The organism is Varibaculum sp. C0165D1, from assembly GCF_056590355.1.
In genome coordinates this window covers 56,677-77,432 of sequence record NZ_JBWPVY010000001.1, presented here as the reverse complement: position 1 = coordinate 77,432, position 20,756 = coordinate 56,677, and the positions used below count along the sequence as shown (strand labels likewise).

The 20,756-nt window shown below is 53.0% G+C and carries 19 protein-coding genes; 10 read left to right on the top strand and 9 right to left on the bottom strand.

Annotated elements, in window-relative coordinates; translation table 11 throughout:
* Nucleotides 1-2: 2 nt before the first annotated feature.
* Together aroA and rsgA are read left to right on the top strand one after the other, a co-directional pair.
* Nucleotides 3-1,331, top strand: coding sequence for a 3-phosphoshikimate 1-carboxyvinyltransferase (gene aroA, locus AC1EKS_RS00360; RefSeq protein WP_481008288.1), 1,329 nt, complete (start codon nt 3-5; stop codon nt 1,329-1,331).
* Nucleotides 1,297-2,319 carry a ribosome small subunit-dependent GTPase A gene (gene rsgA, locus AC1EKS_RS00355; RefSeq protein ID WP_481008287.1) on the top strand — a complete coding sequence of 341 codons (1,023 nt, stop codon included), beginning with the start codon at nt 1,297-1,299 and terminating at the stop codon, nt 2,317-2,319. The genes aroA and rsgA overlap by 35 nt, the downstream gene beginning before the upstream one ends.
* On the opposite strand, the gene hisN is transcribed toward rsgA, so the two are convergent.
* Nucleotides 2,281-3,072 carry a histidinol-phosphatase gene (gene hisN / locus AC1EKS_RS00350; RefSeq protein WP_481008286.1) on the bottom strand — a complete coding sequence of 264 codons (792 nt, stop codon included), beginning with the start codon at nt 3,070-3,072 and terminating at the stop codon, nt 2,281-2,283. The genes rsgA and hisN overlap by 39 nt on opposite strands.
* A 1-nt stretch (nt 3,073) precedes the next feature.
* Nucleotides 3,074-3,832, bottom strand: a complete 759-nt coding sequence (locus AC1EKS_RS00345; protein ID WP_481008285.1) for a type I 3-dehydroquinate dehydratase — start codon at nt 3,830-3,832, stop codon at nt 3,074-3,076.
* 88 nt (nt 3,833-3,920) lie between these two features.
* On the opposite strand from AC1EKS_RS00345, the gene AC1EKS_RS00340 reads away from it, so the two are divergent.
* Both AC1EKS_RS00340 and AC1EKS_RS00335 read left to right on the top strand, forming a co-directional pair.
* A complete protein-coding gene (locus AC1EKS_RS00340) occupies nt 3,921-5,171 on the top strand; it encodes an exonuclease SbcCD subunit D (protein ID WP_481008284.1) in 1,251 nt (416 codons plus the stop codon).
* On the top strand, nt 5,172-8,246 hold the full coding sequence (locus AC1EKS_RS00335; RefSeq protein ID WP_481008283.1) for an AAA family ATPase: 3,075 nt from the start codon (nt 5,172-5,174) through the stop codon (nt 8,244-8,246).
* Between the two features lie 45 nt (nt 8,247-8,291).
* Here the strand turns inward: AC1EKS_RS00335 and AC1EKS_RS00330 are convergent, their stop codons facing one another.
* The 5 genes from AC1EKS_RS00330 to fdxA all read right to left on the bottom strand — a co-directional run bounded on the left by AC1EKS_RS00330 (nt 8,292) and on the right by fdxA (nt 12,784).
* On the bottom strand, nt 8,292-8,987 hold the full coding sequence (locus AC1EKS_RS00330; RefSeq protein WP_481008282.1) for a metal-dependent transcriptional regulator: 696 nt from the start codon (nt 8,985-8,987) through the stop codon (nt 8,292-8,294).
* Between the two features lie 16 nt (nt 8,988-9,003).
* Nucleotides 9,004-9,672 (bottom strand): vitamin K epoxide reductase family protein, encoded by a 669-nt coding sequence (locus tag AC1EKS_RS00325; RefSeq protein ID WP_481008281.1) that lies wholly within the window; start codon nt 9,670-9,672, stop codon nt 9,004-9,006.
* Nucleotides 9,673-9,776: 104 nt separating this feature from the next.
* Complete coding sequence (locus tag AC1EKS_RS00320) at nt 9,777-11,117, bottom strand: citrate synthase (RefSeq protein WP_481008280.1); 1,341 nt, start codon at nt 11,115-11,117, stop codon at nt 9,777-9,779.
* A 104-nt stretch (nt 11,118-11,221) separates the two neighbouring features.
* A complete protein-coding gene (gene dapC, locus AC1EKS_RS00315; RefSeq protein WP_481008279.1) occupies nt 11,222-12,379 on the bottom strand; it encodes a succinyldiaminopimelate transaminase in 1,158 nt (385 codons plus the stop codon).
* A gap of 78 nt (nt 12,380-12,457) precedes the next feature.
* Nucleotides 12,458-12,784: a ferredoxin gene (fdxA, locus tag AC1EKS_RS00310; RefSeq protein ID WP_481008278.1), complete on the bottom strand. Its 327-nt coding sequence runs from the start codon at nt 12,782-12,784 to the stop codon at nt 12,458-12,460.
* A gap of 38 nt (nt 12,785-12,822) precedes the next feature.
* Between fdxA and AC1EKS_RS00305 the strand changes: the two genes are divergently transcribed.
* Entirely contained in the window at nt 12,823-13,056 is a 234-nt protein-coding gene (locus AC1EKS_RS00305; RefSeq protein ID WP_481008277.1) for a putative acetyltransferase, read from the top strand.
* Between the two features lie 24 nt (nt 13,057-13,080).
* On the opposite strand, the gene typA is transcribed toward AC1EKS_RS00305, so the two are convergent.
* Nucleotides 13,081-15,006, bottom strand: a complete 1,926-nt coding sequence (gene typA, locus AC1EKS_RS00300; protein WP_481008276.1) for a translational GTPase TypA — start codon at nt 15,004-15,006, stop codon at nt 13,081-13,083.
* A 112-nt stretch (nt 15,007-15,118) separates the two neighbouring features.
* Complete coding sequence (locus AC1EKS_RS00295; protein ID WP_481008275.1) at nt 15,119-15,892, bottom strand: general stress protein; 774 nt, start codon at nt 15,890-15,892, stop codon at nt 15,119-15,121.
* 184 nt (nt 15,893-16,076) lie between these two features.
* On the opposite strand from AC1EKS_RS00295, the gene AC1EKS_RS00290 reads away from it, so the two are divergent.
* The 5 genes from AC1EKS_RS00290 (at nt 16,077) to AC1EKS_RS00270 (ending at nt 20,754) form a co-directional block, all read left to right on the top strand.
* Nucleotides 16,077-17,390 carry a magnesium transporter MgtE N-terminal domain-containing protein gene (locus AC1EKS_RS00290; RefSeq protein WP_481008274.1) on the top strand — a complete coding sequence of 438 codons (1,314 nt, stop codon included), beginning with the start codon at nt 16,077-16,079 and terminating at the stop codon, nt 17,388-17,390.
* Nucleotides 17,374-17,889, top strand: a complete 516-nt coding sequence (locus AC1EKS_RS00285; RefSeq protein ID WP_481008273.1) for a DUF1003 domain-containing protein — start codon at nt 17,374-17,376, stop codon at nt 17,887-17,889. Before AC1EKS_RS00290 ends, AC1EKS_RS00285 begins: the two co-directional genes overlap by 17 nt.
* Nucleotides 17,890-18,041: 152 nt before the next feature.
* Nucleotides 18,042-19,163 (top strand): Mrp/NBP35 family ATP-binding protein, encoded by a 1,122-nt coding sequence (locus AC1EKS_RS00280; RefSeq protein ID WP_481008272.1) that lies wholly within the window; start codon nt 18,042-18,044, stop codon nt 19,161-19,163.
* 60 nt (nt 19,164-19,223) lie between these two features.
* The gene (locus AC1EKS_RS00275) at nt 19,224-19,865 is read left to right on the top strand and encodes an O-methyltransferase (RefSeq protein WP_481008271.1); all 642 of its coding nucleotides are present in this window, start codon (nt 19,224-19,226) and stop codon (nt 19,863-19,865) included.
* Between the two features lie 193 nt (nt 19,866-20,058).
* Nucleotides 20,059-20,754 (top strand): LOG family protein, encoded by a 696-nt coding sequence (locus tag AC1EKS_RS00270; RefSeq protein ID WP_481008498.1) that lies wholly within the window; start codon nt 20,059-20,061, stop codon nt 20,752-20,754.
* The last annotated feature ends 2 nt before the right edge of the window (nt 20,755-20,756 follow it).

Sequence of the window (20,756 nt, the reverse complement as noted above, 5' to 3'; positions counted from 1 at the left end):
CCTTGAGTGTTTGGAACGCCCCCGTTAAAAGTGGCCCGCTAAATGCGGTAATCTCCCTGCCTCCCTCTAAGTCTTTAACTGCCCGTGCCCTAGTGTTAGCGCTACTTGCTAAAGAACCAACTTTCCTAGCTAATCCCTTGCGCTGTCGGGACACCGAATTGATGATTGCCGGGATCGAAGAGTTCGGCGCCCAGGTAGAAGAACAATCCGGCGGACTCTTAATCACTCCCCCTGCTACCCTACGTCCTCGAACTGGAGTCGTAGAGTGCGGTCTTGCGGGCACGGTGATGCGCTTTTTACCGCCGGTGGCACTGCTGAGCGGGCAGCCGGTACGGTTCGAAGGGGATGAGGCTGCCAGCGCGCGCCCCATGAAAGGGCTTCTGGACGCTCTCACTCAGCTGGGCGCCAAGTTTAGCGACATGCCAAAACCGGGACATTTGCCTTTTACTATCAGCGGACAAGTCACTGCCGGTGACCAGCTACAGCACTTGCAGGTGGATGCCTCCGCCTCTTCCCAATTCGTCTCGGCCCTGCTACTGATCTCGCCGGCACTACCTTTTGAACTGCAGATAGAGGTCGACTCAGTATTGCCTTCTATCCGCCATGTGGAAATGACCGTTGCAGAGGTAAACGCTTGCGGCGGACAAATCGAAAATCTTGGTGGAGAATCCGGGGATTGGAATACTCGCCAGATTCGACATCTTTGGCGCTGTAGCCCAGGCCATTTGCGCGGAGGTGAACGCCACATTGAGCCAGATTTAACTAACGCCGGACCGTTCCTGGCAGCGGCGTTGATCTGTGGAGGACAAGTTAGTATCCCCGATTGGCCCGCAAAAACTTTCCAAGCTGGGGACGCCTGGCGGCAGCTGCTTACTCCCATGGGGGCGCGGATTTACCGCTCTGCGGAAGGCACCCTGGTGTGCCAAGGCAGTGGAGTAATCGGCGGGACCCAATGTGACTTAGAAGCCGTGGGGGAATTGACACCAACCTTAGCCGCTCTGTGTGCGTTGGCGGTCGAACCTTCAAAAATCACTGGGATCGGACATTTACGCGGGCATGAAACTGACCGTTTACTCGCCCTCGAAACTGAAATAAAACGCCTGGGCGGGAAGGCTAAATCCACTGAGACTACCTTAAATATTTCTCCCGGACTCTTACATGCGGGGGTAGTTCAAACCTATGGTGATCATCGCATGGCAATGTTTGCTGCCCTGATCGGATTGCGGGTACCCGGGGTACAGGTAGAAGATATGGAGTGCGTCAGTAAAACCTTCCCGGACTTCACTACTACTTGGAATGCTATGTTGGCCGGTGCTGATGGCTCGGCGTGATATCGGAACTGACGATCCTCGAGTTAGAGTTCGTCCCGCCCGCTCTAAGCCGCGTCGCTCGAAAAAGCAGGTAGATTATTCTACGAGTCCCACCGCATTCGTATTCGCGGTAGATCGGGGACGCATTCACGTGCAGATGGGGCAAACCACTCTGGTAGGGGTGAAAGCCCGTTCCCTGGGACGCCGCGGGATCGTGGTCGGCGACCAGGTGCGGGTGACCGGAGATTTAAGCGGTAAAAGCGGATCTTTAGCGCGAATTGTGGAAGTTTTACCGCGCAAAACCGTGCTAACTCGCTCTGCTGAAGATAGCCCGGGAGCTAAAGAAAAACCGATGGTAGCTAACGCAGATCAAATGGCGATTTGCACAGCCTGTGCCGATCCGCTGCCGCGCCCAGGAATGATTGATCGCCTGTTAGTTGCCGCCTATTGCTCTGGAATCAAGCCTTTGCTACTGGTCACTAAATCGGATCTGACTTCTCCGGAGCCGCTGTTGGAGCTTTTTCGGCCCCTGAAAGTTACGAGCGTAGTTACCAGCTTAACCAGCGGAGAAGGCGTATCTCAGGCAGCCGATTTACTTGCCGGGCGGGTAACTGTAATGGTGGGACACTCCGGGGTAGGAAAATCTTCGCTAATGAATGCCCTGATTCCTGAAGCCGAGCGGAGCACCGGGCAAGTTAACCAGGTAACCGGGCGCGGGCGACACACCTCCACCTCGGTTATCGCGGAGCCCTTCCGGGATGGCTGGTTGATTGATACTCCCGGGATTCGTTCTTTCGGCCTGGCTCATATTAGTGAAGAGAATCTGTTAGCGGCCTTCCCCGATCTTTCCGAGGTCGCCACCGCCTGTCCGAAACTATGCCCCCACTTAGCATCCTCTCCGGGATGTCAGTTAAGCGTACTCGCAGAAACCGATCCGGCGCGGGCGCGGCGAGTGGAGTCCTTCCGGCGTCTACTTGCCTCCCAACATAGCCAAAATCCGTTGGTGTAGGTGGGAGTTAGTCGCTAGTGCGTCGCGGCCGACACATCCTTTTTTCCCTTGCAAAGAGGTGAAACGACCTCCAGCCTCCTCTACGATTGGCACTAGCGCCGCCATATCGTAGACTTCCAATTCCGGTTCGGCGGCCGCGTCGACTACGCCTTCTGCCACCAACATATAGGAATAAAAATCCCCATAGGCACGGGTTCGCCAAACTTTCCGGGTCAGCTCTAAAAATGCTTGGAGACTGCCGTGTTCTTCCCAACCCGACAAAGAAGAATAGCTAAAAGAAGCATCTTTTAGCTCCGATATTTTAGATACTTTGTTAGCTTGCGGCTCCCCACCGTTAAAAGAACGCCAAGATCCCAAACCTCGCCCTGCCCACCAGCGACGAGCCAATGCCGGGGCACTAACGACTGAAGCCACCATTTCCCCGGAAAGCTCCAAGCCGATCAGAGTTGCCCAAACCGGCACTCCCCGCACAAAGTTTTTGGTGCCGTCAATAGGATCGATAATCCAGCGGGCTTGGGTACCTTCAGCGGCGCTCCCCCCGTATTCTTCCCCATAAATCGAGTCATCAGGGCGGGCAGCTGCCAGTGCCTCGCGAATCATCTGTTCGGCACCCCGGTCAATATCAGATACTGGGGTCAGATCTGCTTTCTCATACACCTGATAGTCGCGCTGGCTAAAATGTTCTAACGTATACCGGTCCACCTGGTCTGCAATTTCTAGCAGCAGCGCTACGTCCTCACCAATATTCCGCATTTTATGATTCTTCCTTTCCTAGGGTGGATAGTACTTCTGCTTGCAAGGCGGCAGCTACTTGTCCCGGGGCGCTAGGTGCAGATCCCGGGAGCGCCGCAAAAGTGGCGCAGTTACCAAAAACTCCGCCAACTAGGCGGCTAGCGGTGCCCGGAGTTCCCATTCCCAGCACCATAAACCGGCGTTTACCGGCAGTGTCTTTATAGTAGTTTTCCATCGCAGAAAATGCTTCTAAAAGGTGCTGCCCACTGCTAATAGTCAGGGCAAGTTTGGCCACCTGGGCTCCCCGTTCATGGGCAGCTTCCAGCCAGTTATAGATACGTTCCCGATCCATTTTTCGGGCTTCTTCAACCGCAAAATAGTGGCGGGACAGTACGCTCACTACCCCCTGCGCATGCGCATATTCCAAGGCGGGGGTAGCAAAGGAAAAATCGTCCTCAATATCGAGGGCGCTAGCTCCCGCCTTTACCAGCATCTTCATGGTTTCTAGCTGATGAGTGGGCCCCATCCGGGATCCTCCCCCCTGCGCCGCGCTGCGACAAGTCGCTAGCCAAGGCAGTTTGATGGCGGGAGCCACCTGACCCACTATTTCACGCAAGTAGGTGGGGTTGCGGTAGTCACGCAGCAGGTCAAGACGCCATTCCACCAGGTCAGCTACCCGGGGAATGCGGGAAATCTGACCGCGCAGTTCAATCTGATTCTTGCCGGTAAGCGGAACAATCAACGCCGGTTTACCCGGCGAAAACAGTGAATCCGATTCCATCCCCTCGCCTCCTGGAAGTCTTACTATCTTCAAACATATCGCACCTGAAAGACACTTTATTTCGACAGCTGGTAAATAGACTGCTGATATGAAGTTAATCCACACCTCTGATTGGCATGTGGGGCGTACTCTCTATGGGGAAGATTTGTCTGCCGCTCATCGCCAATTTTTCGCTTTCCTAACGCAGCTGGTTCGGGAGGAAAACGTTCAAGCAGTGATGGTTTCCGGGGATGTTTTTGATCGCGCGATTCCCTCGTTGGAATCCCTAGAGATTGTTTCCCAGGCGCTAGCGGAATTGACCGAGCTAACCGCAGTGATATTAACTCCCGGCAATCACGATTCCGCGGAAAGACTAGGGTTCCTGGCTCCCTATGTGCGCGGCAACTTGCATTTACGTACTTCCCTAGCCGATATTTCCTGTCCGGTAGAAATCTCGACAGCCGACGAAACCGTGCGGGTTTGGGGGCTCCCCTATCTGAACCCCGATATGGTGCGTACCAGTCTCTATGACGGGCCGCTTTCTGCAGGAGATACAGAAAGAACAGATGATTCTGCCGATGAGGATCTGCCCCCGCGCCTGCCCCGTTCTCATGAAGCGGTAGTAGCGGCGGCGATGCGCCGCGTTGGCAAAGCGCAGCGCCTACTACCTGCAGCTAACCGCACCATCATCATGGCACATGCTTTCGCAGTGGGAGGCGCTGCCAGTGATAGCGAACGCGATATCACTGTCGGTACTGTGCAATCGGTTCCTCTCCAGGTTTTTGAACGCTACGGGAATACCGATACCGATTCCTCTCCCGACTTACCGGCTCCCGATTATTTGGCCCTGGGGCATTTACACGTACCGCAAAAATTGCATACTGAAAGTTCGGCGGGACGCTATAGTGGCTCGCCAATAACTTTCTCTTTTTCGGAATGCCACACCCCAAAATCGGTGGTGCTTTTAGATACTGCTGCCCCGGATTTAGATCCCCAACTAGTGCCTACCCCGATTTTCCGGCCAGTAGGACGCATCAAGGATACGTTTGAAAACTTGCTTTCTAGCCCTTCTTACGAGGATTTCACTCGGTATTGGTTGGAAATTACAGTTACTGACCGCGAACGCCCTAATTTTATGGTCACCAAGTTAAAGCAGCGTTTCCCGAAAGTCCTCGCCATATTGCACGAAGTTTCTCAAACAGACGTCGCGGATCAGCGCCGCGCCCTGCGGGTAAATAGGTATCGACCCGAGGCACTCGCCAAGGACTTCTTTCGGCAAGCCCGCCTCGGCAAAGAACTTAATGATGAAGAAAATAAGCTGGTAGAACAGGTTTACGAGCAGGTGCGTGGGGAAAGTTAAATGCGAATTTTAAAACTAAGCTTTGAGGCCGTGGGCTCTTTTGGGGGCAAAGAAACTATTGATTTCACTAAGCTCGGTACCGGATCCGGGGTGTTTTTGATTCACGGCCCCACTGGTTCTGGTAAATCTACGATTTTGGATGCGATTGTTTTCGCCCTCTATAACGATGTGGCCTTAGAATCTAACTCTTCTAAAAGCCGTCTGCGTTCCGACTATGCTGGTGACGATCAGATCAGCTGGGTGCAACTAGATTTTGAGGCGCGGGGACAACTTTATCGAGTCTGGCGCACCCCGAAATATGATCGTCCCAAGCGGCGCGGTTCGGGCACCACCTCCCAGGCGGCGGAGGCCAGTTTGTGGCGTCTAAGCAGTGAGGATGCCGATCCCGGCGACGCGATCGCCTCTCAACCTAGAACCGTAAATGAGGAGCTCGCAAGCAAAATCCTGCCGCTAACTAAATCCCAGTTCCTGCAAACCGTAATATTGCCACAAGGAGCTTTTTCCCGGTTCCTGCGGGCCTCTTCGGATGAGCGGCAAGAGATTTTGCAACAGATCTTTGGCACCCAGATTTTCGAGCGGATGCAAAAGGAATTTATTGAGCGAGCCCGCCAAGCGCAAACCAGTGCGAAAACAGACTCGGTGACAATCGTCAGCAAGCTGAAGATTTTTACTGAAAATTGGAATAACTTGGCGAAATCTGTTGGCAGTTCCCGCAGCGAGTTAGACACTTTGCGCGATACCCTCGCTGCTTTACCAGCAGTTTTAGACGAAGATTTAATCAAATCCTGGGAGCCTTACTATCTTTTACCTCCCGCCCAATCTAGCGAATGGATTGGGGAACATTCTCGCCGGCTAAAAACTGCCAGAGAAAAGTACCGAGTTGCCCTGGAAAAGAAGGAAGAAGCAAAAACTTTATCCGAAGATTTTAAGGAACTCACTCGCCTATTAGCGGAAGAAAAACAGCTTCGGGAGCGCCAGGAAACTATCAAATCTGATCGGGAAAAAATAGCGCTCCATGAACGGGCAAAACGAGTTGACTTGGAAATAAAGGAAAAACAGCGCTACCAGAAAAACCTAACTAACGCTCAAGCGGCTATGCGAAGCATCCTGCAGGATTGCCCGCCCCCTTTTGATACCTGGCAGCTACCGCAAGATAGCGCCTCGCTAGATCGCCTAGAAGAAAAGGTGACAAATCTGCGGGAAAAAAACTCTAAAGAGCTAGGGGTTTTGGCGCCGCTAATAGAACGGGAGAAAAAACTCGAGATTCTGGGCAGCGACGCGAAACAAGCCTGGAACAGTTACCTTAAATATTCTAAAGCGGCAGCCGAATCCGCCAAAGAGTTTGCGCAGTTACTGCCGAATCTGAAAGCGCTGCGAGGGCGACAGGCTCGCTTAGAAGGAGAGCAAAAGTATTTCGAGCCGGCACGGAAAAAACAGTTGGAATTGCGCCAGTACGAGGGGGAACGCACCCACTTTCTGCAGGATTTTAAGCGTTTTCAAGGCGAGGTAAGAACACTTCCTGTTTTAGAGCAAGAGGTGGAGAAGGCGAGGGCGGCAACCGCTGAATACGAGCACGGGTTTTTTGTCGATTCGGCGATCCTATTGGCTTCCCGCCTAGAAACTGACGCTCCTTGCCCGGTTTGTGGATCCGTCTCGCACCCTGAACCTGCGCACGGGATTGCTAGCGGTAAACGCTCCCTTAGCCAGTTAACTAAGCTCAGGAATCAGCTAACTAGCGCCAAAACTAAGCTAAAGGAAAAACGCCAACAGATAATAAGTGAACGCAACCGTCTGCGCGCTGAAATCAAGCGACTGCGCGAAGGCTGGCCCGGAAATGCGCAGGCCATTGAGAGTCGCGTCGAATACTTCCGAAAGCAGGCCGAAGAACTTAAGACCGAGCGCAAGCAGCTAGCAGAGCTAGAAAAACAAGCCCAGAAATATCGAGACTCGGTGCAAAGGTCTGTTAATGACGCAAAACTTGCAAGAAATAAGGCGGCGAACGCGCTGGGACAGATTCGCGAGATTAAAGCAGAGATTGCTACTTCGGGGCAATCGAGCAACCTGGTGGCTCGCCAACACGCTCTTAGTAGTCAGCAAGAAAAACTTGTTTTACTCCTAAAGGCGCTGCGAAACACTAAAGAAGCCTTAAGTAGCCTGACACAGGCGCAGGAACGTTTAGAGAAGGCTTTGCAGGCAGAGCACTTCTCCACTCCCCAAGCAGCTCAAGCCGCGCTACTACCAGAAGATCAATACCAGAACTTAAAGATGGTGGTGCAAACCTGGGATGATGCTTTAAAGGCCAATCAGGTCAAGCTGAAGTCTGAACGGATAGAAAAGGTAAGGAGAGAGGACTTCGTACTGCCGGATTTAGAGGCATTAGCGACCCAGGCTGCCACCCAAGCAGAAATTTTTCAAAAGCTGCAAGAGGAGCTAGCCACGGTTAACGAACAGCTAAAGACAGTGGAGATGACGGTAAGTGACCTGCAGGCAGCTACCACCCGTTATTTAGAGTCAATTCGAGACACCTCTATGCTGATTACTTTCGCTAATCTTGCGAGGGGTGAAGAAGGTTCTGCGCTAAAGGCGCCCCTGGCGACCTGGGTGTTGCTGGATCGCTTTGAGGAAGTCCTAAATGCCGCGAATCCTTATTTAGCGGGGATTTCGGAAGGCCGTTACCTGCTTTCTCGCACGGACACCGAGTCCTCTCGCCGGAGGAACCAAGCTTTATCTTTAGCGGTTACCGATAATTTTTCCGATAAGGCACGCGAGATTTCTGCCCTGTCGGGCGGGGAGCTATTTTATTGTTCTTTGTCTTTAGCTTTGGGTTTATCCGAAGTGGTAACCGCCGAGGCCGGCGGAGTAGAAATCTCCTCTATGTTTATCGATGAGGGCTTTGGCACTCTTGATGACAGCAAACGGACCCAGGTAATGCAGGCTTTGAAGAAAACTTCTACCTCCGGCAGAACTGTAGGATTAATTTCTCACGTAGCTTCCCTGCGTAGTGAAATCGCTGATCAGATCGAAGTTATTCCCAGTAAAAATAAAGGATCTACCCTAAAAATTATCGGCAATTAACTGTCTTAATCTCCCCTTATCGGCAGTTACTGCCCGTATTAGCTGCTAAGCAGTTACCCAGACAGCAGCTACTGCCGGTTTCCCCAGGGTGACTTCCTGCCCGTTTACATCTAGACGCATAATTCCTGCCTCCGGAATGTTTTCTAAGGGAGAGAGGACACAACCAGGAACAATCCCCACTGATTCTAAGAATCTTAGGAGCTGGGCATTGGAGTCCTGTATCCGCGCCACAGTGGCGAGAGTATTTAAGGGAGCCTTTGCTAGGGGCAGAGTGGACACTTTCGGGAGGTGGCCATCTTCGGTGGGAATCGGGTCGCCGTGGGGATCCATCTTCGGACTTCCCAGCGCCTGATCCATAGCCGCAATTAACTTATCGGAGGCAGCATGTTCTAACACTTCGGCTTCTGCGTGGACTTGATCCCAGGGGTAGCCCAATTTTTGATGCAGATAGGTCTCGAGGATGCGATGTTTACGCACCATCTTCAAAGCTAACTTTTTCCCCTCTGCAGTCAGGGTAATCCCCCGGTAAGGGGCATGAGTTATCAGTCCTAACTTGTCTAAGCGCCGCACATTCTCGGAGGCAGTAGAGGGCGCCACCCCCATTCTTTGTGCAAGTCCCGATACCGAGAGGGTGCTACCTCCCCATTCGGTAGCTCCTAAAAGACGCTTCAAATAATCTTGCACTACCCGGGAGGAAGCCCCTTCGTACTCTCCTGATCCGCCTGTAGATTTCCTGTTCATCGCGTTACCCCTTAAGTTACAGACGGAAAATCTCTAGCCCGAAAACTGTAAATAGTACCGCTACAATAACCGCAACGCTCAAGATGGCCCCCAGCCACCAGTACCCTACCAGGGCGCGGCGCGCCCCGCTTAGCGGACGGGCGGGAGTAGCCCCTACCCGCACCCAAAGCGCATAGGATAGCCAGGCCAGAAAAATAGTGGCCACCCAGGTTAAGAAACAGTAGGGACACAGGGAGTGCAATTGAAAAACCGAGGTCGCCAGAAAGAAAAGCACCGATACTAGGCCGGCGCTGGTTCCCAGGGCAAAAAGTAAAAGTCCCCATTTAGGGATGCGTCCCCCCACCACTAGGTAGACGCCTGCTGCTAAGAGCGCAGCAAACGCCACTATTCCGAAGACAGAATTGGGGATACCAAAAATAAGGTGACCGGCTGCAGATTCCATGGCTCCGCGACAATCGACCACGTTGTTTAAAGAACAACCTAAGCCGCGTCCCGGCTGGGCACGGTGAATCATTTCGGTGCGCCACAGCTGCCAGGAGGCGATCAACCCGAGGATAGAAAAAAGAATGACCCACAAACTAGAAACGCGGGGAAGGCGCCCGGAACGCATAGCTGGCGATGGAGACAGCGGATCGGCATTAAAGGCCAGTTCACCTGCAGATAAAGTTTCCTGATCTTTAAACACTCTTCCCCCTAGTAAAAAATACCTGTCCATAACCTAGCACATTACCGGTAAATGAAACGGGTGAGGCCGCGCGGCCTCACCCGTATCCTGACTAGTTGGTATAACTATTTAGCTTCCCGCATCCGCAATGGCACATAGTCGCGCTGCGGCTCCCCCTGATACACCTGGCGGGGACGACCGATACGAGTCATCGGGTCATGGAGCATCTCGATATATTGAGAAATCCAACCCGGAAGGCGCCCGAGGGCAAATAACGGGGTGAACATCTTGGTGGGGAATCCCATCGCCGAATAGATCAGACCAGTGTAGAAGTCAACGTTCGGATAAAGTTTGCGTTCAATAAAGTAATCATCAGACAGCGCCACCTGCTCTAGCTCCATGGCTAGATCAAACAAATCGTTGTTCTTGCCCATGCGATCAAGGACGTTGTGAGCTTGTTCCCGCACAATCGCAGCACGGGGGTCATAGTTCTTGTAGACGCGGTGGCCGAAGCCCATCAGCTTGACGCCTTTTTCCTTATTCTTGACCTTATTCACGAAATCCTTAATCGACATATTGGTGTCGCGAATATTGATCAGCATCCGCAGCACTGCCTCGTTAGCGCCCCCGTGCAGCGGCCCCGATAGTGCTCCTACGCCAGAGGCAATCGAAGCATACATATTGGCGTTAGAGGACCCCACTAAGCGAACTGTGGAGGTAGAACAGTTTTGTTCGTGGTCAGCGTGCAAAATAAATAGCACTTCCAGGGCGCGCACAATTGCGGGATCAATATCGTAGGACTGGTAGGGTAAACCGAAGGTCAAGCGAATAAAGTCCTCTACATAGGAGCGCTCGTTATCCGGGTAGAGCAGTGGCAGACCGGCAGCCCGTTTAGCAATATAGGAAATCATGGTCGGCACTTTCGCCAGCAGCTGCACCGCCTGAATATCTTGCAACTCGGGGTCATGTACATCGGCGAAAGTTTCCTCGTAATAGGTGGCCATGCCGGCGATGCCGCCCTGCAAAATAGCCATGGGGTGACCATCGGAGGGGAAGGCAGTAAAGAATGCCCGGAAGTCTTCGTGCAATAAGCGTTGACGCTTTACTCGCCGCACGAACTCGTCCAATTGTGAAGGCGTAGGCAATTCTCCCCTAATCAGCAAATAAGCAACTTCCAGGAAACTGGAGTGGTTTGCAAGCTGATCAATCGGGTAACCGCGATAGCGCAAAATCCCTTTGCCGCCATCAATGAAGGTTACTTTAGAAGTACAAGAGGCAGTAGTGGAAAAACCAGGATCTAGCGCCACCAGTCCGGTTTGATTACGGAGTTTAGAAACATCAATCCCCTGGTCACCACAGGTTGCTTGTACTGGTGGAAACTCAATGGTTTTACCTTCAACCTGAAGCACTCCCGGTAGCCGGCCAGTGCTATTTGAATCTGGGGTGCTTTTTTGATTATCAGCCATTTTAACAACCTTCCCGAAGAGAGATGACTAACTGTCACCCCATGATCACTATATAGGACTTAATACCCTCAAGAGTACAACATTTTTTAAAAACTTTACCATTCTTAGGCAAATTTCGCTAAATGTTTAGCAGTTTTTTCAATTTCTTCGTCAGTAACACAAAGGGCCACGCGTACGTGGGATCCGGGGCGGGAATTGTAAAAACTTTCCGGGGCAACTATCAGCCCTAGACGCGCAAATTTTTCTAATAGGCGCCAATCAGCTCCCTGACCGGGTGACAATTGCTTATCAGCTGTATCTGCGGGATCAAAAACCCACAGATAAAGACCGGCCTCGCATTCCTCCGCAATTTTCAGCCCCGCATTTTCAATCGCCGCCGCCAGAATCTTTCGGCGCCGGGCATACCGCGCTACTTGCTCGACCACATGGGAGCGATCTAAAAGCACCCGCCTTAGTGCCTCCTGTACCGGAGCCGGCATTATTACTCCGCTATGCTTACGCACCGCAAGCAGCGATGCAATTAAGTCTGGATCGCCGGCAACGAAAGCCGCACGGTATCCTGCCAAGTTAGATTCCTTAGAAACCGAATAAACCAGCAGTAGGTTTTCGTTGCTACCCGCGCACACGTCCTCTTGCAGCAGCGAGGGCGCCGGAGTAGACCCCCCGTAGGTGAGCTCGCGGTAGCATTCGTCGCTAGCGACTACCGCTCCCACTTCCCGCGCCCAAGAAACTACCTCTCGCAGCCATTCTTTAGGGGCCACCCAGCCGGTGGGATTAGCAGGGGTATTTATCCACACTAAAGAGGCATCGCGTGGCCAAGTTGAGATATCGTTCGAGACCGGAATCCCCTGCGCGCCAGCTAGCCGGGCACAAATATCGTAAGTGGGGTAAGCGATTTCAGGAAACAAGACTTTATCGCCACCACCAATTCCTAGTTGCCAACCCAAGTTCGCTACCAGTTCTTTCGAACCCACCGTAGGCAGGCAAGACTCTTCAGTGATGCAGTTAATTCCGCATTCGCGCGCCCAGCTAACAATGGCGCTTCTTAGCTCGCAGCTGCCAGCAACTGTGGGGTAACCGGGACTATTTGCGGCTGCTGCCAGGGCTGATTGCGCGATATCCGGGCAGTCATCAATCGGGGTGCCGATGGATAAGTCTATGGCTCCACCCGGAAAAGAGGCAGCGGTTTCGCGATAGGGGGTGAGTAAGTCCCAAGGAAAAACCGGAAGATTCAGTGGACGTGGAAGATCGGTATTTTTCATACTCCCACCCTAAGACAGTGGCAGTCAGTAAGTTTGCTAATCTTACGCCAAGGCACCGGAATACCGGATTAGAAAAAATTATTCTTCGCGGGGAGGCAGCTTTTCAATCATGGGATCATCGTAGCCGGTAGCACCCACACTGGAGGCTCCTCCCGGAGAACCTAAACCTTTTAGTTCAAAGAAATCTACGTTCGCGCGGTAGTAATCTGCCCATTCTTCAGGCAGGTCATCTTCGTAGAATATGGCTTCAACCGGACACACCGGTTCGCAAGCCCCGCAGTCAACGCATTCTTCAGGGTGAATGTAAAGCGAACGTTTACCCTCGTAAATACAATCTACGGGACATTCATCCACGCAGGCACGATCTTTAACATCTACGCAGGGTTCAGCGATCACATAAGTCATAGATTCTCCTTAGGTTCCGATATTGCTAGTATCTCACTATGAAGTTTGTCGGCAATCAGAAACCGCCGCCGCGTCTGCCTTGGCTGTCTTGGAAAGTGGGCGAACGAGTGGTACTACGCCGGAGGGAAGCCGACGGTCTTTACGACGCTTTGGGGGAAGTTCTGGACGTAAGCCCAGATAGCGTCACTATTATGACTCGAAAAGGTCCCGTAAAAGTACCGGCAGAAAAAATGGTAACTGGAAAGCGGGTCCCTCCCCCGCCAAAATTTTAGCCGGTCTAATGCCTAAAAAATCACCTATTCTCCGCGTTCTTGACGGCGGCGACGCGAAGCAATTTTGAAACGGTCTTGCGCACTTAATACCACTTTACGAATCCGGATTTCTTCCGGGGTAACCTCGACGCATTCATCCTCGGCCGCAAACTCTAAAGATTCTTCCAGGGTCAATACCCGGGGAGGAACTAGCCCCTCGAAGGCGTCGGCGGTGGAAGAACGCATATTGGTTTGCTTCTTTTCCCGGGTAATGTTGACATCCATATCTTCCCCGCGGGGGTTCTCAGCTACTACTTGCCCCTCGTAGACCTCACTACCGGGTTGAATAATGAAACTGCCACGCTCTTGCAACTGAATGAGGGCGTAGGGGGTGGATTTGCCGGCGCGATCCGAAACTAAAGACCCGCTTTGCCGGCGGGTAATGGTTCCTTGCCAGGGCGCATACCCGTCAGCAATGGAAGAGGCAATCCCCGAGCCGCGAGTATCTGTCAAGAATTTAGAACGGAAAGAAATCAGACCGCGCGCCGGTACCCGAAAAATCAGGCGCACCCAGCCGGTGCCGTGATTAGACATGGTTTGCAGCTTGCCTTTGCGCGCCGCCATTAATTCGGTGACTTTACCCAGGTATTCTTCGGGCACGTCAATAGTCATTAGCTCCATCGGCTCACAGGTCTTCCCCTCAATTTCTTTGGTTACTACCTGCGGTTTTCCGGCGGTTAACTCGAAACCTTCCCGGCGCATCTGTTCAATCAGAATCGCCAGTGCTAGTTCCCCGCGTCCTTGCACCTCCCAGGCATCCGGGCGCTTGGTGGGAAGCACTTTCAAGGACACGTTTCCGATCAATTCGCGATCTAGGCGGTCTTTAACTTGGCGAGCCGTGAGTTTATGTCCTTTAACCCTGCCAGCCAGCGGAGAAGTATTAGTCCCGATAGTCATAGAAATAGCGGGATCATCTACTTTAATCAGTGGCAGAGGACGGGGATCCTCTAAATCCACTAGAGATTCCCCGATAGTGATTTCGGGGATTCCGGCCACCGCTACGATATCTCCGGCGTGGGCTTCCTCTACGCTTTTTCGTTCCAAACCGAAGGTGGCCAGCAGCTCGGTGAGCTTCACGTCAGTAATTGAGCCGTCATGACGTGCCCAACCTACGTGTTCGCCCTGCCGCAAAGTGCCGTTGTGGATACGGAGCAAGGCCAGGCGCCCTAGGAAAGGAGAAGAATCCAGGTTGGTAACGTGGGCGGCCAAGGGAGCATCCGGGTCATATTCAGGCCCGGGAATCCGGTTGATAATCGCATCAAAGAGGTCGTGGAGGTCGCTTCCCGGTAGCTCGCCTCGGGCAGGTTTTTCCCAGGAGCAGCATCCAGCTTTTGCCGAACAATAAAGCACCGGAACATCGAGCAAAGAATCTAAATCTACTTCTTCGCCCTCGTCTACCAGGTCTTGCGCCAATGCTAGCAGCAGGTCAACGGTTTCGGATTCTACTTCTTCAATCCGCGAATCTGGGCGATCAACTTTATTAATCACCACGATTACCGGCAGCCGGGCAGCGAGCGCTTTGCGCAACACAAACCGGGTTTGCGGCAAGGGCCCTTCGGCAGCATCTACTAGCAGCACTACCCCATCCACCATAGAGAGGGCGCGCTCAACTTCTCCTCCGAAATCGGCGTGTCCCGGGGTATCCACCACGTTAATGGTGATCCCTTCGCTAACCCCTACGTTTTGGGCAGCTTTCCCCGCATAATGGACGGCAGTATTTTTCGCGAGGATAGTAATCCCCTTTTCGCGTTCCAAATCGCCAGAATCCATCACTCGTTCGCCGGTTTTTTCTACGCTGGCGTGATCGCCGAAGGCTCCCGATTCCCAAAGCATTTTGTCCACTAGGGTAGTTTTCCCGTGGTCTACGTGGGCAACGATTGCCACATTTCGCAAATCCTGGCGAACCTTCATCCGCGCCTCCTTACAGCCGTTCTGAGTATTAGCTCGAGCATGAAAAAACCGGCGGGATTAGGGTCGCTGCGCCGGAACTTCCTTAAATATACCCCTGACGCTACTACCAGTGCTAATGAGCGTCTTTTAGCTCACTGTTTTGGGGGTCCCCCGCTTCCGCTGGATTTTTTTCTTCCTGTTCAGGCGACTCTTCCGCATTATTATCGGAGGGCTGCGACGCAGAGGGCACTCCAACTGGTTCGGGAGCCACAGTAGTTTCTTTTGTTAGCTGCGCCTGCTGGGCGCGCAACTGCTTGCGCGCTTGCGGGCTGAGCCGTACCCCATAGCGAGGCTGTTCATTAGCGCGAGAACCAAACCGGGTAGGACCATTATCAACGCTGGTGGGAGCATCCTTTTCAACTACTGCCGCTTGGAAGCGGGAATCATCTAAGAGTAGGCGCCGGGCAGTGTAATAATCTGCGACGGTCATTAGTACGTGCTCTCGTCCGGTGAGGGAGGAGGAAAAAGCTATGGGGTAACCGGAAGCAGAAGAGCGAATCGCCCAAGCTACTAGGCGCTCGATACCTCGGAAAATAGCGAAAGCTCCGATTACTATGGGCACAAAAACCGCCCATGCTGGTTTCCAAAGTACAAGCAGCAGCGCGAAGAAAATTCCCATCATCAGACCGCGAGAAAAACCAGCAAGCAGGGCTTTAGGCCAAGTGATGACCCCGATTACTTGATTGGAACGCATCAGTCCGCGTTCTTGCACCAGCAGTTGCTGCAGCGGGAATTCTTGGGATTGTAAGTAATTTATAGCTTCTTCCGCCTCTTCTTTAGAAGCAAAGATCGCTAAATCCTGCCCCTGCCCACTTGCGTTTACCGTGCGATTTAGAGAAAAAGCCATAGCTTAAGTGTCTACGGACGATCAGCGCATTGCAAAACCATCCCCCGCAAAGCCGGCAGATTTTGCCGCCGGCGAATCTTACTCGTGATCTGGACTCTCGGGTCAAGAATTAGTTTGCGGAAAGTGGATCAGCAGCAGGCAACTAAACTCTTAACTTCCTCGATCTTCAAGTAGAGTTGGAAACATGGAGCACGTCAAACACTCAATCAAACCGGTAGGTTCGCGTGTTTTCATCGGCAAACTGGCGGGCACTCGTGTTTTTGACCCCGTAGGCGATGAAATCGGTCGGGTAACCGATGTGATTATCGTATTGCGTTTTACCGGGTTACCCACGGTGGTGGGCTTGGTAGTTGAGGTTGCCGGACACCGCCGGGTGTTCGTACCGGTAACCCGGATCGTTGCCATCCAGCCAGGACAGGTGATCACCACGGGATTGGTTAATATTCGCCAGTTCCAACAGCGGGTAGCGGAAACCATGGTGATGGGCGAACTGATGGATCGCGTAGTGGCGATGCGAGACGGTTCTGGCGACGTGAAAATCCAGGATATGTGTATGGAGCAAGACGATCGTCGCGACTGGTATATCACCAAACTCTATGTGCAGCGAGTAACTTCGGCGTTAGCACTCAGCCGCGGGGAAACCCTGCTGATTGATCCTTCAGCGGTAACTCACCTGCGCAAATCGGTGCTCCCGCAGGAGGCAACTACCCTACTGGCTCAGTTAGAAGATGCGAAAGCGGCGGACGTTGCAGATGTACTGGCCGATCTGCCGGAAAAACGCCGCCTAGAAGTGGCTGCGCAGCTGGGAGATGAACGGTTGGCGGACGTGTTGGAAGAGCTGGGTCAAGAAGACCGGGTGTCCATTCTTACCTCCCTCGACGTCGCTCGCGCTGCCGATATTTTGGATGTGATGCAACCTGATGATGCCACCGACTTGGTAAATGAATTACCCGAAAAACAAGCACAAATTTTGTTGGCAGAAATGGAACCGGAAGAAGCGGCGGACGTGCGGCGTCTAATGGCTTATGGGGAACGCACCGCGGGTGGTTTGATGACTACTACTCCGGTGATTTTGCCTCCTGATGCTGACGTGGCGACCCTGTTAGCCCATGTGCGCCGGCAAGATATTCCTCCTGCCCTCGCCGCGCTGGTGTGTGTAACTCGCTCTCCTACAGAGACCCCGACTGGACGTTTCTTAGGAGCGGTCCATATTCAAAAAGCCTTGCGCGAGCCTCCCCAAACCCTCTTGGGACAGATTCTTGATGATGATCTTAAAGGGGTGGACCCCGCTGCCGGTATTGGCACAGTAACCAGGCTACTTGCTACCTATAACCTCACTGCGGTTCCCGTAGTTGACAACAATCGGCATCTTTTGGGCGCGGTTAGTGTTGATGACGTCCTCGACCACCTCTTACCTGAGGATTGGCGCGACGCAGACGAAGAACTAACCGACCTAGCGATGGAAAGGGAAAGGAGCGAAGATGCCGGACAGGCTTGATACTCCCCGCGAAAGAAAGCGTCGTTTTCGACTTCCGCGCATAAATTTACAGTCCGAGGGTGTGGGGCAAGTTTCAGAATCTTTTGCGCGTTTTCAGGGGACCCCGCAATTTTTGGTTTACCTGACGGTATTCGTAGTTTTGTGGCTAGGTTGGAACTCTTGGGCTCCGGAATCCTGGCGTTTTGACAGTGCTTCCCTGGGATTTACGGCCCTGACTCTAATGCTATCTTTGCAGGCCTCTTACGCTTCCCCCCTAATTTTGTTGGCACAGAACCGGCAAGATGACCGTGATCGAGTTTCGGCGGAACAAGACCGTCGCCGCGCGGAAAAGAATCATGCCGAGATCGAATATCTCACCCGCGAGATTGCTTCTTTGCGCCTGTCGATGTCGGAGGTAGCTACCCGAGATTTCGTGCGAGGCGAACTTCGCGACCTCTTAGATGAAATTAGGGATGAGGAATACCAGAAGCTACACCAGGAAAAAGAGGAACATAAATAAAGTTGCAACCGGGAAACCAGGGGCGCCGAATAACTTTTTGCCGCCTCTTTCCCGTCGCTAAAGCAATAAATATCCCCAAAACCGGGCAAGTATCGCCATTAGCTTAGCCAAGAAAAGTGAGGTCTTAGCGAGCGCCATATAGGATAGGGGGCATGAGTCAGTTAAACGAAGAGGCAATTAGACAGGCACTAAGTCGGGTCATTGATCCCGAACTGGGGCGGGCGATTACCGACCTGGATATGGTGCGCGAAGTTTCTATTGGTGAGGACGGCGCGGTAAAGGTCAGTGTGGATTTGACTATCGCGGGTTGTCCCCTGCAATCAGTGATTGAAAAAGATGTCCAAGAACAGGTTTCAAAAGTTCCTGGGGTAAATGTGGTCACGGTCGAGATGGGAGTAATGGATGAAGCCCAGCGGGCCGCATTGAAAGAAAAACTTTCGGGACCACAAAATGTGATTCCCTTTGCGCAGCCAGGTAACCTGACCCGGGTCTATGCGATTACTTCGGGTAAAGGCGGGGTCGGAAAATCTTCGATGACCGCTAACTTGGCGTTAGCTCTGGCTAGCCAAGGCCTCAAAGTCGGGGTGCTGGATGCCGATATTTATGGTTTTTCGATCCCCCGGATGCTGGGAGTAGCAGACGAACCCACCGTTATCGATGGCATGATTGTTCCCCCGGTAGCCGGCGGGGTCAAAGTAATTTCGATTGGCATGTTTGTTCCGGAGGGCCAACCGGTAGTTTGGCGTGGCCCGATGCTGCACCGCGCCCTCCAGCAGTTCTTAGCGGACGTTTACTGGGGCGACCTTGATGTTCTCCTCCTGGATTTGCCTCCGGGGACCGGCGATGTCGCAATTTCGATTTCCCAGTTGTTACCAGGTTCAGAAATTTTGGTAGTTACCACCCCGCAGGTGGCAGCGGCAGAAGTTGCAGAGCGGGCCGGGGTTATCGGAGCGCAGACCGAACAGCGGGTAATCGGAGTAATCGAAAACATGTCTTATCTACCGCAAGAAGATGGCAGTAAACTGCATTTATTTGGCACCGGTGGCGGCGATATGGTGGCCGGTCGCCTCAGTGCTCAGCTGGGATACGAAGTTCCGGTTTTGGCTAACGTACCGATCGATATCGCTTTGCGGGAAGGCTCAGACCAGGGAACCCCGGTGGTGGCTATGCATCCGGATTCTCCGGCATCGCAAGCCATTAATCAGGTTGCGGGGGCGCTCGCTAAGCGTACTAGTTCGCTTGCCGGACGAAACCTCGGGGTTAAACCGCTGTAAGTTACGAGGCTGGTTTCGTAAACTGGTTGCAAGCGTAGATCCGCTAGCGAGGAAGTCTTTATGAATAACAACAAAGCTTTGAGTTGGGACTGGACTGAGTCCCAGGTGGTAGAGGACGAGATCACTACGGCGGCGCGCACCGCCGCCGTAGAAATGGGAGCGGCTCCGGTCTCTCCTGCCACCGGGGCAGCTTTGCGGATGCTATCGGCAGCCTGTGGGGCGAAAGCTATTTTTGAAATCGGCACCGGAGCGGGAGTTTCGGGTTTATATCTGCTGGCTGGAATGTCTGAAAACGGCGTACTCACCACTATTGATTCGGAATCTGAGTTTCAGGCTGCCGCCCGCACCGCCTTCCGCCTCGCCACCGGCCGGTCAAATCGTACCCGCCTAATCAACGGGCATGCCCTGGAGGTTCTACCTCGGATGGCAGGTGCGGCCTATGACCTGGTAGTGATCGATGGGGACGTACGCGAAATCGCTAGCTATATCGAACAAGCTACCCGCATTCTGCGTCCCGGAGGGATGGTGGTGATTGTACACGCCCTCTGGATGGATCAGGTGGGAGACCCAGCACGCCGGGAAATGGAAACTACCCAGATGCGGCAAGCGGTTACTTCCCTGCTTAGCGATGAACGTTTCATCGCTAACGTGCTCACCTGTGGAGATGGCCTAGCCGTGGGAGTTTATTGCCCGCCAGAATAAACCGGCGAGATTTTCCGCTCTGGCGAAAAATTTTGGTTTCTTTTTAGCACCCGATAGGAGCTACTTATCTTTCTTTGCCGTAGTGCAACCAAATGTTCCGGCGGGGTTAACTTAGGCTTAAACTACCTACTGGTATGCTGCGCTGGTGAGAAGTTTTAAAAATAATGGCGTATATCGCCGCGGACCCATTCAGATGCGCAATCCCCTAATGCCTACCGAAACTTCGGAGCAACGTTTGCTGCGTCCCCAAAATGATACTGAATGGCTCCATAATGACACTTGGCGGGTGCTTAGAATTCAAAGCGAATTTATCGAGGGATTCGGAGCCCTTGCCGAACTTGGGCCGGCAATTTCAGTTTTCGGTTCCGCCCGGACTACCCAAGACAGCCCGGAGTACGCCCTGGGGGAAGAAACTGGCAGACTTCTGGCTGAGGCCGGTTGGGCGGTAATTACCGGAGGAGGCCCGGGGCAAATGGAGGCGACCTCCAAAGGTTGTACCGAAGCCGGAGGAATCGCGGTGGGGTTAGGAATCGAGCTACCCCACGAGCAATTGTTTAACGACTGGATATCGCTTGGGATTTATTTCCGGTATTTTTTCGCTCGCAAAACCATGTTCGTAAAATATGCACAAGGATTCGTGGTTTTACCGGGAGGATTCGGTACTTTAGACGAACTTTTCGAGGCCGTGACCTTGGCAGAAACCGGAAAAATAAAATCTTTCCCCATTGTCTTGGTAGGGCGCAGCTACTGGAGCGGACTGTTGTCCTGGCTCAAAGATCAACTATTGACCGCAGGAATGATTACCGAGGCAGAATTAGCGGCGGTGCAACTGGTTGATACTCCCGCCCAGGCTCTAGAGATTATCGGTAAAGCGCCCGAAACTTCCTAGCA